Genomic DNA, 13,664 nt, shown 5'->3' with positions numbered 1-13,664 from the left:
GCTCTCAGTCGTCCAGGCCGGCGGTCAGCTCGTCGAACTCGTCCTGGGAGAAGGCAGGTTCAGCGGCATCGGCGGCTTCGCCCGCTTCTCCGGCGCGGGTGACGAGTGCGGTGAGCGCGGCCGACCAGGACTCGGCGAGGGCCTGGACCTCGGGCTCGGTGAGGACGCCGTCCGGCCAGGTCCAGTCGGCGTGGAGGCGGGGGCCGTCGGCGGTGTCGCGGACCATCGCGGTCACTTCCAGGGCGTGGGCGGCGGCGAGGTCAGGGTCGGCGCCGGTGCCGAGGGCGTCGGACTCCGGGGCGAGGGTCCACGGGGTGCCGGTGGGGGCGTCGAAGCGGCCCAGGTAGTTGAAGCAGAGTGCCGGGGTGGGGGCCTTCGCCAACTCGGGGGTCGTGTCCGGGTTCAGGTGGCGCAGGAGGCCGTATCCGGCGCCGTGGTCCGGGAGTTGACGGAGGTGTGCGGCGATCCTCGTGACGGCCAGGTCGGCCGCGGGGCCGCCCGCCAGCGCCTCGGTGACGTCCGTGCCGTCCAGGTCGAGGTGGACCGGGTAGAGGGAGGTGAACCAGCCGACGGTGCGGGAGAGTTCGAGGTCCGGGGTCAGCTCCTCGCGGCCGTGGCCCTCCACGTCGATCACGGCGTGCCGGGTGCCGTAGCGGGCGGCCGCCGCCAGGGCGAGGGCGGTGAGGAGGACGTCCTGGACGCCGGTGCCGAAGGCGGCCGGGGCCGTGGTGAGGAGGGAGGCGGTGGTCTCCGGGGGGAGGGAGACGCGGAGGGTGCGGGCGGTGGCCGTGGTGTCCCGGTCCGGGTCCACGGGGCGGGCGCCCAGGGGGAGTTGCGGGGCCTGGACGATGCCGCGCCAGAGGTCCACCTCGGAGGCGCGGGTACGGGCCTGCTCCTCCAAGGCGTGCGCCCAGCGGCGGAACGAGGTCCCCACCCGGGGGAGTCGGTGCGTGCGGCCTTCCTTCAGCGCCGTCCACGCGGTCTCCAGGTCGTGGATCAGGATGCGCCAGGAGACGCCGTCCACGGCGAGGTGGTGGATGGTGAGGAGGAGCCGGCCGGGTCGGTCCGGGCCCGCGTCGAACCAGACGGCGCGGAGCATGTCGCCGGTGGTGGGGGAGAGTTGGGCGAGGCTGTCGGTGTGTTCCTCGGCGACGGCGGTGTGGAGCGGGGTCGCCTCGGTGCGGGCGTCCGCCTCGGACACGTCCCGTCGGCTCAGCACCTCGTCCGCCCGTACCGCGCCGGCCGGCGCCACCTCCAGCCGCGGTGCCTGCCCCGGCGTCAGGACGAGACGGGACCGCAGCATGTCGTGCCGGTCGAGGACGGCCTGGAGCGCGCCCGTGAGGTGGGACAGCCCGGCCCCGGCCGGGACCGTCAGCACCCCCGACTGGCTGAACCGCCCGATCTCACCGCCGCGTTCGAGCAGCCACCGCATCACCGGAGTGAGCGGCACGGCCCCCACCCCGTCGTCCGCGCCCCCGGCGGCGACCGGGCCCCGCGCCACCGCCGCCAGCTCCCGGACCGTCTGGTGCTTGAAGACGTCCCGCGCGGTGATCACCACCCCGGCCTCGGCGGCCCGGCTGACCAGCCGGATCGAGGTGATGCTGTCACCCCCGAGGGCGAAGAAGTCCTCGTCCAGCGGGACCTCGGACAGGTTGAGCAGTTCTCCGAAGAGTTCGGCGAGGACGCGCTCGGCCGGGTTGCCGGACGGCTCCGGCGCGGCCCCGGGCAGTGCCGTGCCCGGCGTCTGCGCGACCGGCGCCGGGCACCGCCGCACCTCGTCCCCCGCCAGGTCCACCGCCCCGATCCGCACCGCCGGATCGGCGACGACGGCCCCGAGGAACCGGACCAGCGCCCGCGCCAGCCGCTCCACGGTGTCCGCGTCGAACAGGTCGGTGCTGTACTCGGCGATCCCGTCGACCCCGGCCGGCACGCCGTCCTCGGAACGGCGTTCGTTCAGGTACAGGGACAGGTCGAAACGGGCCGCCCCGGTCTCCACCAGCTCATGGCTCGCCTCCACGCCGGGCAGCGCGAGGTCCGCCTGCGAGCTGTGCCCGGTGAACGCCAGCACGACCTGGAACAGCGGATGCCGGGCGAGGCTGCGCTTCGGCGCGAGGGCGTCCACCAGCAGATCGAACGGCACGTCCTGATGGGCGTACGCGGCGAGGTCGAATTCCCGGACCCGGTCCAGCAGTTCACGGAACGCGGGGTCGCCCGAGGTGTCCGTGCGCAGGGTCAGGCTGTTCACGAAGAACCCGACGAGATCGTCGAGCCCGCTGTCGTCCCGCCCGGCGACCGGAGTCCCCAGCGTGACGTCCGTGCCCGCGCCGAACCGGGTCAACAGGGCGGCCAGGCCCGCCTGGAGCACCATGAACACCGTCACCCGGGCCTCGGCGGCGAGCGCCACGAGCCCGGCGTGCAGCTCGGCGTCGAGCGTGAACGCGACCCGTGCTCCGTCCCCGCTGGGCTCTTCGGGCCGCACCCGGTCGACGGGCAGCGGCAGTTCGTCCGGGGCACCGGCCAAGGCGTCGCGCCAGAAAGCGATGTGACGGCTCATCAGGCTGTCCGGGTCGCTCGCCGACCCCAGCAGCTCACGCTGCCAGCGCGCGAAGTCCGCGTACCGCACGGGGAGTTCGGCCCACTGCGGCGGTTCGCCGGTGAGCCGGGCCGCGTACGCCTGCGACAGGTCCCGCAGCAGCGGGGCCATCGACCAGCCGTCGACCGCGATGTGGTGCGCGAGCAGCAGCAGGACGTGCGTGTCGGCGTCGAGCGTGAACAGGGTGACCCGCAGCGGGAGTTCGGTCGCGAGGTCGAAGCGGTGGCGGGCGGCGGCCGTCATCAGCGCGGGCAGTGCGGCCTCGGTGGCCGGTGTGACGGTGAGCGCCGGGCGGCCCTCCCGCGGGCCGAGGATGTGCTGATAGGGGGCGCCCTGGAAGTCGGGGTGCAGGGTGCGCAACGGCTCGTGCCGGGCGACCACATCGCCCAACGCGGCCTCCAGCGCGACCCGTTCGAGGGGTCCGGTCAGGCGCAGCGCCCAGGGGACGGTGTACGTGGTGTTGCCGCCGTCGAGGCGGCCGAGGAACCACAGCCGCTGCTGGGCGTACGACAGCGGCAGCGGGGCGGGACCGCGCTCGTACCGCACGAGGTCGGGCCGGCTCACCCCGTCCGCCGCGCCGAGCCGCGTCGCGAGCCCGGCCGGGGTCGGGGCCTCGAACACCGCGCGGACCGGCAGCGCCGTACCGAAGGCGCCCCGGATCCGGTCGGTGAGGCGCATCGCGAGCAGGGAGTCGCCACCGAGGGCGAAGAAGCCGTCGTCCGCGCCGAGTCGGTGCGCCGCGACGCCGAGGACGTCGGCGAACAGGCCGCACAGGATCTCCTCGCGCGGGGTGCGCGGGGCGCGGCCCCGGCCGTGCGCGGCGGGGGCGGGCAGCGCGGCCCGGTCCACCTTGCCGTTCGCGGTCATCGGCAGCCGGTCCAGGGCGACGACGGCGGCCGGGACCATGTGCTCCGGCAGGGTCCGCGCGGCGGTGCGGCGGACCGTCTCGGCGTCGAGGCCGTCACCGACGACGTAGCCGACCAGCCTTCCGTCGAGGACCACCACGGTCGCCTGGGTGACCCCCGCGACCTTGGCCAGTGCCGCCGCGACCTCACCCGGTTCGATCCGGAACCCCCGGATCTTCACCTGGTCGTCCGCGCGTCCCGCGTACTCCAGGCCGCCGTCCGCCGACCAGCGCGCCAGGTCCCCCGTGCGGTACATCCGCTCCCCGGGCCCGCCGAACGGATCCGCCACGAACCGCCCGGCCGACAGACCCGGCCGGCCCAGGTACCCGCGCGCGAGTCCGGCGCCGGCGACGTACAACTCGCCCGTCGCGCCGGGCGGCACGAGCCGCAGCCCCGCGTCCAGGACGTACACGCGCAGGTCGGGTATCGCCTGCCCGATCCGCCCCCGCCCGTCACCGGCCGCCTCCTCGGCGAGCGGCAGCGCGGTGACATGGACGGTCGTCTCCGTGATCCCGTACATGTTGACCAGCACCGGCGCGTCCGGCGCGTGCCGCGTGAACCACTCCGCGACCGGCCCGGCGTCCAGCGCCTCACCCCCGAACACCACGTACCGCAACGCCAGTTCCCGCCCCACCTCGGGCAACGCGGCGTCGGCGCGCACCAGTTCGCCGAACGCCGACGGCGTCTGGCTGAGGACCGTCACCCGCTCACGCGCCAACAGCCGCAGGAACTCCGCCGGTTCACGGCTCACCGCGTGCGGCACGACCACGAGCGTGCCGCCGTGCAGCAGCGCGCCCCACAGCTCCCACACCGAGAAGTCGAAGGCGTACGAGTGGAACAGCGTCCACACGTCGTCCGCCCCGAAGTCGAACCAGCCGCGCGTGGCCGCGAGCAGCCGGACGACGTTGCGGTGCGGCACCACGACGCCCTTGGGGCGGCCCGTCGAGCCCGAGGTGTAGATGACGTACGCGGCGTTGTCGGCGGCGGCGGACACCGGCACCGGCACACGCGGGTGGTTCAGGGACTCGGCGACCGTGACCACGGGAACCGCGCAGCCCGGCGGCACGGAGCCGTCCGTGACCACCAGCACCGGGGCCGAGTCCGCCAGCGTGAACGCCAGCCGCTCCTGCGGGTAGTCCGGGTCCAACGGCACATACGCGGCACCGGACTTGAGGACCGCCAGCACGGCCACGACGAGATCGGCGCCGCGCGGCAGGGCCAGCGCCACCAGCCGCTCCGGGCCCGCTCCCCGCTCGGCCAGCAGCCCCGCGAGCCGGTCCGACCGCTCGTCCAGCTCGGCGTAGGTGAGCCGGGTCGTCCCGGACACCACGGCCGTCGCCTCCGGCGTGCGGGCCGCCTGGCGGGCGAACAGGGCGGGGATCGTGTCGTCCGAGGGCACCTCCGCCGACCGCCCCGTCAGCCGCTCCCGTTCGCCCGGCAGCAGCACCTCCACCTCACCGACCCGGCGCTTCACATCGCCGGTCAACGCCTCCAGCACCACGGCGAACCGGTCGAGCAGCGTACGCGCGCCCTGCTCGTCGAACACCTCGGGCCGGTACGACAGGCGCAGCGCGAGGCGCGTGCCGGGCAGGACGGCGAGGGTCAGCGGGTAGTGCGTGGCGTCGCGGCCCGCGAGCTGGGCGAGACCGGCGGCGGACCCCGTCGCGGGGTGGTTCTCGAAGGCGAAGAGGGTGTCGAAGAGGTCACCGGTGCCGGTGGCGTGCCGGATGCCGGCGAGGCCGATGTGCTGGTGCGGCAACAGGCCCGCCTGCCGCGCCTGGAGCCCGGTGAGGAGGTCGGCGACACTCTCGCCGTCGTCCCAACGCACCCGCAGCGGGACGGTGTTGATGCAGAAGCCGACCATCGACGCCACGTTCACCAGCTCCGGCGGACGCACCGAAACGGTCTGCCCGAACACGGCGTCGCCGCGCCCGGTGAGCCGGCCCAGCAGCACACCCCACGCGCCCTGCACGACCGTGTTGAGGGTGACGCCGAGCGCCCGTGCCGTCGCCTCGGCGCGCGCGGTCACCTCCTCGGACAGCTCCACGACCAGCTCGTCCGGCAGGACCGGCGCGGTCGGGACACCGGGCGCCAGCAGCGTCGGCTCGGCCCCCGACAGGGCGTCCCGCCACGCCTGTTCGGCCGCCGGCCGGTCCTGGCGCGCCAGCCACGCCAGATAGTCACGGAACGGCGGCACGTGCGGCAGCGCGGTCGGGTGCTCGCCCGCGAGGAGCGCCCCCAGCTCCCGTACCAGCAACTGCTTCGACCAGCCGTCGAGCAGGATGTGATGGTTGGTGACCACCAGCCGGTAGCGGTCCGGCGCCCACCGCACGAGGAGGTGGCGCAGCAGCGGGGGCCGGGCCAGGTCGAAGCGCCGGGTGCGCTCCTCGTCGAGCAGCCGCTGCCAGGCCGCCTCCCGGCCGGCACCGTCGGACGCCGACAAGTCGGCCTCGGACCACGGGAGTTCGACGTCCGTCGGCACGATCTGCACCGGCGGCCCCGACTCCCGGCGGCGGAAGCAGGCGCGCAGGTTGGGATGCCGGTCGAGCAGCGCCTGACCGGCCGCCCGCACGGCGGCGGGGGAGACGTCGCCCGGCAGCTCGAGAACGAGCTGGGCGGCGTAGACGTCGGGGGCGCCCTCGTCGTCGTACTGGGCGTGGAACAGCAGCCCCTCCTGCAACGGCGACAGGGGCAGGACGTCGGAGATTCCGGACCGGGTCACCGCGAGTTACCTCCACTCGTTCCCGAACTCGGCTTCGAGTTCGTCGATCTCGGCTTGCGAAAGGGACACCAGCGGCAGGTCGGACGGCGTGTGACCGCCCGCCGGACCGGCCTGTGCCAGCACGGCCAGCGCCTCGTGCCACGCCTCGGCGAGCGCCGCCACCTCGGCCTCGGACCAGGCACCGGGCGCCCACGACCACGTCGTGCGCAGCCCGTCCGCGCCAGCCACGGCCGTCACCTCCAGGCCGTGCGCGACCGGCAGTTCAGGGTCGTGCGCGGCGCCCAGGGACAGCGCGCCGGACAGCTTCTCCGGGGCGAACGACCAGTCCGCGACCGGCTCGACGGCCGTGCGGCCCAGGTAGTTGAAGCCGACCCGGGGCGCGGGCAGCGCGGCCAGCACCGGGCCCGTCTCGGGGTTGAGGTGCCGCAGCGGGCCGTACCCGACACCCCGGTCCGGCACCGACCGCACCTGCTCCTTCACCGCCCGCAGCACCTGCCCGGCGTCCGCCGGATCGAGCCCCGTGAGGTCGAGCCGGGTCGGCACGACACTGGTGAACCAGCCGACCGTGCGCGCCAGTTCGGCACCCTCACGGCCGTGCCGCTCGACGTCCACCAGCACCGCGGGCTCCCGCCGCACCCGCGCGAAGGCGAGCGCCAGCCCGGCGAGAAGCACGTCGTCGGGACCCGCGTGGAACGCGGCGGGCACCTCCGTCAACACCTGCGCCGTCAGCGGGGACGGCAGTTCACGGGTGAGGTGCCGCATCGAGCCCACGACGTCCCGCACCGGGTCGAGGACCGGGAACCCGGCGAACACCCCGCGCCACACGTCGAGTTCACCCGCCCGCGCCACCGCGTCCCGCTGCTGCCGGCGCGCCCACTCCCGGAACGGCGTCCCGCACGGCGGCAGTTGCTCACCGCGCCACGCGGCGGCCAGGTCGTCGCGCAGCACGCCCCACGACACGGCGTCCACCGCGAGGTGATGCACCGTCAGCAAAAGCCTGCCCTCGCACCACAGCGCCCGCACCAACTCGCCCTCGTCCGGCCGCAGTCGAGGCGTGGGAGCGTCGAGCAGCGCCGCCAGGTCCGCGACCCGCTCCAGCGGCACCGACACGTCACCGGCCGGCGGAATGTGCGCCGTCCAGTCGCCCTCGGTCGCCACCCGCATCCGCAGCACGTCGTGGTGGCGCACGACGGCGTCCAGGGCGTCCTGGAGCCGCTTGGCGTCCGTCCCGGCGGGCAGCACGAACAGCACCGACTGGCTGAACGAGCCGACCGGGCCCCCGCGTTCACGCAGCCGCCACATCGCCGGGGTCAGCGGCACGGGGCCGGTCGGGGAGCCCGAACGGCGTGCCGTGACAGGGCGGTTCACCGCGACCGCCGCCAGCGCGGCGACCGTCCGGTGCTCGAACACGTCACGCGGGCTCAGCCCGAACCCCGCCGCGAGGGCGCGGCTCACGAGGTGGATCGAGGCGATGCTGTCGCCGCCGAGGTCGAAGAACCCGTCGTCCACACCGACCTGGTCCGGCGCGCACCCCAGCACCTCGGCGAACAGGCCCCGCAGCGCCTCCTCCGCCGCCGTGCGCGGCGCCCGGCTCCCCGTCTCCACGGCGGGCGCCGGCAGCGCCGCCCGGTCCAGCTTGCCGTTGGGCGTCATCGGCAGCGCGTCGAGCACGACGAACGCCTCCGGCACCATGTGCTCCGGCAACCGCCCCGCCGCGTACGCCCGTACGTCGTCCCCGGGCGTCCCGACCAGGTACCCGACCAGCTTCCGTACCCCCGGCCGGTCCTCGCGCACCACCACGGCCGCCTGCTCCACGCCCTCGTACGCGGTCAGCACGCCCTCGATCTCGCCCGGCTCGATCCGCAGCCCCCGCACCTTCAGCTGGCCGTCGGCGCGCCCGCGCAGTTCCAGCGCGCCGTCCGCGCGCCACACCGCCAGATCGCCCGTGCGGTACATCCGCGTGCCCGGCGGACCGTACGGGTCGGCGACGAACCGCTCGGCGGTCAGCGAGTGCCGCCCGTGATACCCCCGGGCGACCTGGGCGCCCGCCACGTACAACTCGCCCTCCACACCGGCCGGTACGGGGTTCAGCCACGCGTCCAGCACGTACGCGCGGGTGTTCCACATCGGCCGCCCCACCGGCACGGGACCGGACGGGAGGTCGTCGCCTGGCTCGATGCGGTGGTCGGTGCAGCCGACGGTCAGCTCGGTCGGCCCGTAGTGGTTGACCAGCCGGACGCCCGGGTGCTCACGCCGCCAGGCCCGCAGCGCCTCGCCCACCAGGGCCTCGCCGCCGAGCATGAACTCCTCGGCGGGGGACAGGTCGTAGGGCAGCGCGGGCAGCAGCGCCAGGTGGCTCGGGGTCGCCTTGAGGAACGTGTACCCGCCGGGCAGCGGCTCGGCGCCCGCCTCGTGGACGGCCGCGATGTGCACGCGCCCGCCGACCGCCAGCGCCCCGTGCAGCGTCGTCACCGTCGCGTCGAACGACATGGTCGCGTGCAGCAGCGAGGCACCCCGCAGACTCGGGTACGCCCGCGCGCAACGCGCCACGTAGTTGGTGAGGTTGCGGTGCTCGACGACGACACCCTTGGGCCGCCCCGTCGTGCCGGAGGTGTAGATCAGGTACGCCGGATCGGCGGGCCGCGCCTCGGGGAGTTCGACCTCGGGGCCTTCGGCGTCCGGGGCGACTACCGGGAGATCGAAGCCCGTTGACTCGTGAGCGATCACGCACACCGGCCGCGCGTCGGCCAGCAGGAACGCCGTCCGCTCCGCCGGATGGTCCGGGTCGAGCGGCAGATAGGCGGCCCCCGCCTTGAGCACCGCCAGCACGGCGACGGCGATCTCGACCGACCGGGGCAGACAGAACGCGACGACCTGCCCCGGACCCGCCCCCTGCGCGACCAGCGCCCGCGCCAACCACTCGGCCCGACCGTCGAGTTGACGGTACGTCAGGCTCACCGAGGTGTCCGTCACCGCCACCGCGTCCGGCACCTCGGCCGCCCGCGCCTCGAAGACCCGGGGGAACGTCGCCTCCGGCACCGCACGCGCCGTGTCGTTGAACTCCTCCAGCAGCAGGAGCCGTTCGTCCGCGCCGAGCAGGTCCAGCGCGCCGATGGACCGGTCCGGATCGGCGACGGCGGCCCGCAGCAGCCGGTCCAGCCGGACGGCAAGAGCCTCGGCCGTCCCCCGGTCGAACAGGTCGGCGTTGTACTGGAGGATGCCCTCGATGCCGCCCGACGTGCCGCGTTCGCCCAGGTTGAGCGTGAGGTCGATCTTCGTGGCGCCCGTCTCCACCGGCAGCGGCTCGGACGTCAGGCCGGGCAGGACGAGGTGCGGGTCGGTGTCGCCGGGCCGGAACGCCAGCATCACCTGGAACAGCGGATGCCGGGCGAGCGAGCGCGGCGGGTTGAGCGCGTCCACCACCTGCTCGAACGGCAGCTCCTGATGCGCGTGCGCGGCGAGGTCCGTCTCCCGGACCCGGCCCAGCAGCTCCCGGAAGGTGGGGGAGCCGGACGTGTCGGTGCGCAGGACCAGCGTGTTGAGGAAACAGCCGACCAGGTTGTCGAGGACGCCGTCCGTCCGGCCCGCGACCGGCGTCCCGAGCGGGATGTCGGTGCCCGCGCCGAGCCGGGTCAGCAGGGCGGCGAAGGCGGCCTGGACCACCATGAAGGGCGTCGTCGCGGTCCGCGCGGCCAACTCCCGGATCCGGGCGTGCAGTTCCCCGTCGAAGCGGACCGGGACGTCACCGCCCCGATGCGTCGCGCGCGGCGGGCGGGGCCGGTCCGTGGGCAGGGGCAGCTCGTCGGGGAGATTGGCCAACGCCTCCTTCCAGTACGCGAGCTGAGTGCCCGTCAACTCGCCGTCCCGCAGCAGGTTCTGCTGCCAGACCGCGAAGTCGGCGTACTGCACGGGCAGCGGCGCCCACGCCGGGGCGCGGCCCTCCCGGCGGGCGCTGTACGCGGTCGCCAGGTCGCGCAGGAGGGGGCGCATGGACTGGCCGTCGGCGGCGATGTGGTGCAGGACGAGGAGGAGGGTGTGGGAGTCCGGGCCGTCCGGCAACAGGTGGGCGCGGAAGGGGATGTCGTCCGACAGGCGGAACTCCCGGCTCGCCGCCTCCGTCAGTGTCGTCCCGCCGTGCAGCTCGGGCCGGACCGCCTTCAGCAGGCGCTGGCGCGGTGTTCCGTCGGTGTCCGGGTAGACCGTCCGCAGGACGGTGTGCCGCTCCACCAGGTCGGCCAGGGCGGCGCGCAGGGCGTCCTGGTCGAGGCGGCCGGTCAGCCGTACCGCCAGCGGGATGTGGTACGCGGCGCCCGCGCCCTCCAGCCGGTCCAGGAACCACAGCCGGCGCTGGGCCGACGACAGCGGAGCCTCGTCGGGCACGGCACCCGGCACGGGCCGGGAGACGGCGGGTGCGGCAGGCCGCGCGGGAACAGCGGCCTCGGCGGGCGCGACACGTTCCGCCAGAGCGGCCAGGGTCGGCGCCCCGAACACGTTCCGCAGCGTCAGCCGCACCCCCAGCTCGTCCCGCGCGCGGCCCACCAGGCGCAGCGCGAGCAGCGAGTTCCCGCCGAGCGCGAAGAAACTGTCCTCGGGGCCCACGGACGGCAGCCCCAGCACGTCCGCGAAGAGACCGCACAGCGCCGACTCCAGCGGGGTGCGCGCGCCGGCCGAGGCCGTCGGTGCCGAAAGCGCGGCCCGGTCCACCTTGCCGTGGGCCGTCAGCGGCAGCCCGGCCAGCGGGACGATCGCCGACGGCACCAGGTGCTCCGGGAGCCGGTCCGCCAGCCGGGCGCGCAGGACGGCCGGATCCTCGTTCGTGACCGCCCACGCGATCAGCCGCTCCTCACGGACCAGCACGACGGCCTGACCGACCCCCGGACACGCGGTGAGCGCGGCCTCGACCTCGCCGGGCTCGATCCGCACCCCGCGCAGCTCGACCTGCGCGTCACCGCGCCCGTGGAACTCCAACTCCCCCTCGGTGGTGAGGAGCACACGGTCCCCGGTGCGGTACATGCGGGCGCCGGGCGGCCCGTACGGGTCGGCGGTGAAACGCTCGGCGGTCGCCGCCGGACGGCCGAGGTAGCCGCGCGCGACACCGGCCCCGGCGACGTACAGCTCACCGGCCGTGCCACGCGGCACCGGACGCAGCGCGCCGTCCAGGACGTAGGCGCGCATGCCGTCCAACGGGCCGCCGATCGGCAGGAGTTCGGGCACCGACGCGGCGTCGGCACAGGAGCGGGCGGTGGCGAACGTGGTCGTCTCGGTCGGCCCGTAGCCGTTCGTGACGGTCAGCCCCGGGCACGCGGCCAGGACCCGGCGCACAGTCGCCGCCGGGACGGCCTCGCCGCCCGCCCACACCTGCCGCAGCCCCGCGAAACACGCCGGGTCCGCCTCGGCGGCCAGCCGGAACAGACCGGCCGTCAGCCACAGCGCCGTCAGCCCGTGCCGCGCGGTCAGCCGGGCCACCGCGCCCGCGTCCACGTCCTCACCGGGCCCGGCGACCACCGCCGTGCCCCCGTTCAGCAGCGGCACCCACATCTCGTACGTCGACGCGTCGAACGCCGTCGGCGAGTGCACCAGCACCCGCGCGTGCGCCCCGCCCCCGAACGCCGAGTCACCGGCCAGCGCGACGACGTCCCGGTGCGTGACGGCGACCCCCTTCGGGGCGCCGGTGGAGCCGGACGTGTAGCTGACGTAGGCGAGTTGGTCCGGGTACAGCGGCACGACGGGGTCGGTGTCCGGCTCGTCGGCGAGCGTCGGGTCGTCGACGCGGACGACACACAGACCGGAGTCCGCCGCGCCGTCGCCATTCGTCAGGAGCAGCCGGGCGCCGGTGTCGGCGGGGGCATTCGGGCTGAGTGGGTCGAGGCCGACGTAGGCGCCGCCCGCCTTGAGGACGGCCAGCAGGGCGACGAGGAGGGTGTCGGAGCGGGGGAGCAGGACGGCGACGCGCTCCTCGGGGCGGATGCCGTGGCGCAGGAGACGGTGGGCCAACTGATTGGCTCGGGCGTGCAGTTGGCGGTAGGTGGTGGTGCGGTCGCCGTGGACGAGGGCCGGGGCGTCGGAGGTGCGGGCGACGAGGTCCGGGACGGTCGCGTGGTCGGGCCGCGGGGCGCTGCCGTCGAGACGGGAGTCCTCGCCGGGGAGCGTGACCGGGACGCGGCCGACGGGGGTGTCGGTCGTGGCGGCCTCGGCGAACCGCTCCAGGAAGCGCAGGAAACGGCCGTGGTGGGCGGTGAGTCGGGCGTCGGTGTAGTGCGCGGGGCTCGCGTCGAGGTCGACGCGGATGCCGTCGCCGTCCGCGCGGTCGTAGACGTTGACCGCCAGGTCCTCGACCGGGCCCGTGGACAGGTTGTGACGGGTCGTCGGATGCCCGTCGAACCTCAACTCCGGCCCGAACGCCATGATGTTGACGACCGGCCCGAAGAACCGCCGGCCGTCCTGCGGCCAGTCCAGCGCGGCCCGCAACTCCTCGCCCCGGTACCGCTGGTGGGCCAGCAGGTCACGGGTGGCGCGGGCGGCCTCGCGCACGAGGTCGGCGGCCGGGGCGTCCGGCCGGACCGGCAGCCGCAGCGGGAGCGCGTTCGACGCCATGCCCGGCGTCGCGAGTTCGGCCTCGCCCGTGCGGCCGGTCACCGCGAGCCCGAGGACGACGTCCCGGGCACCGGTCAGGGCGCTGACGTAGGCGGCCGTCGCCGCGAGGACCACGCGCGACCAGCGGGTGCCGGACCCCTCGGCGGCGGCGTGCACCAACTCGCCCGCCGCGTGCGGGAGATGACCGGTGCGGCGCAGGAAACCGGCGGTGACCTGCGGCGGGCGCCCACTGAGGCCCACCGGGGCGGGCCGGTCGGCGAGGGCGTCCGTCCAGTGGGCGCGGTCGCGCTCGTACGCCTCGCTCGCGCGGTAGGCGTCGTCGGCGTCGGCCAGGACCGCGAGGGGCGCGGGCGGAACCGGGGCGGCGGGCGCGGAGTACGCGTCGGCGACGCGGCGGGCGATCAGGGAGCAGCTGAAGCCGTCCACCGCGATGTGGTGGTACGCCTGGTACCAGATCCAGTGCCCGGCGCCCAGCCGCAGGAGCGCGTACCGGAACAGGGGACCTTGGCCCAGGTCGAACGGGACGGCGAAGTCCGCCGCCATCCAGGCGCGCGCCGCCTCCAGATCGGCCAACTCGACCACGGGCATGGCCCATCGGGGCGCCGGGTCGACGACGAGGCGTACGTCGTCGTCCGCCGTGAAGCGCGAGCGCAGGGTCTCGGTCGCGGCGACGACCCGCCGTACCGCGTCGGTGAGCCGTTCGGGGTCCACGGGGCCGTGGATCTCCGTGTACTCGCCGACGTTGTAGGCGGCGGTGCCGTCGTCGAGACGCTGGCCGAACCACATGGAACGCTGGGCGGCGGTCAGTTCGCGCGGGGCGGTCATCGGCGGGCTCCGGTGGGGGAGTCGA

At 75.2% G+C, this 13,664-nt stretch carries 2 protein-coding genes; both read right to left on the bottom strand.

Annotation, left to right across the window (positions count from 1 at the left end; all coding sequences use genetic code 11):
- Nucleotides 1-4: 4 nt before the first annotated feature.
- Nucleotides 5-6,220 (bottom strand): non-ribosomal peptide synthetase, encoded by a 6,216-nt coding sequence (locus IAG44_RS03580; protein ID WP_187745676.1) that lies wholly within the window; start codon nucleotides 6,218-6,220, stop codon nucleotides 5-7.
- A 6-nt stretch (nucleotides 6,221-6,226) separates the two neighbouring features.
- The gene (locus tag IAG44_RS03575) at nucleotides 6,227-13,639 is read right to left on the bottom strand and encodes a non-ribosomal peptide synthetase (RefSeq protein WP_187745675.1); all 7,413 of its coding nucleotides are present in this window, start codon (nucleotides 13,637-13,639) and stop codon (nucleotides 6,227-6,229) included.
- Between the last annotated feature and the right edge of the window lie 25 nt (nucleotides 13,640-13,664).

Source organism: Streptomyces roseirectus, from assembly GCF_014489635.1.
Classification (GTDB): domain Bacteria; phylum Actinomycetota; class Actinomycetes; order Streptomycetales; family Streptomycetaceae; genus Streptomyces; species Streptomyces roseirectus.
This window is presented reverse-complemented; position numbering and strand designations above follow the sequence as displayed.